This is a genomic window from Psychrobacter sp. 1U2, assembly GCF_051847575.1.
On the sequence record NZ_JBPYDC010001085.1, the window covers coordinates 1 to 712 of the forward strand.

Below are 712 nucleotides of genomic sequence, written 5' to 3' on the forward strand. Positions count from 1 at the left end.
ATCAAATTATCTAAGCCTTTATTATTGCTGCAAAAACACGTATAATGCGCGCCTATATGCGTTATTCGTAAGTTTTAAGCATTTGAGGCTTAGCGGTGTGACTCATACTATTTAAGGTATCGATTATCCGGTAGAAGACTGGTCGCAAGTCTTAGGTTACTGGTAGATACTTCACATACACTCTATAGGATTATATCCATGACTATCGATCATTTTGCAATTAATGCGGTTGACCGCTCTGCTGAACAACAAGGTAAAGGTGCGAGCCGCCGCCTACGTAAGCAGAACTTAGTTCCTGCTATCATTTATGGTGGCGGTGAAGAACCAACGGCTATCTCAATTAAATTAAATGAGATGGTAAAGTCGCTTGAATACGAAGCCTTCTTTTCACAAATCTTGACGATCACGACTGATAAAGGTGAAGAACATCAAGTCGTTATTAAAGACTTACAGCGTCATCCTGCTAAAGGCTTTCCAATGCATGCTGACTTTCAGCGCATTATCAAAGGCCAAAAGATCAACATGAACGTTCCTGTGCATTTCGCTGGTCGTGAAGAAGCTCCTGGTACAAAAGCAGGCGGTATCCTATCTACGTTGGTTACTGAAGTTGAAATCGTTTGCCTACCATCACAGCTACCTGAGTATCTAGAAGTAGATGTATCAGGTATGGAAATCGGCGATCTATTCCGCTTATCAGACATCGACTTACCTG

General features: G+C 41.7%; 1 protein-coding gene. It reads left to right on the plus strand.

What is annotated here, in order from left to right; all coding sequences use genetic code 11:
• Nucleotides 1-198: 198 nt before the first annotated feature.
• The coding region (locus ACS8FD_RS20515) for a 50S ribosomal protein L25/general stress protein Ctc (protein ID WP_439277225.1) at nucleotides 199-712 on the plus strand (514 nt) is incomplete at its 3' end.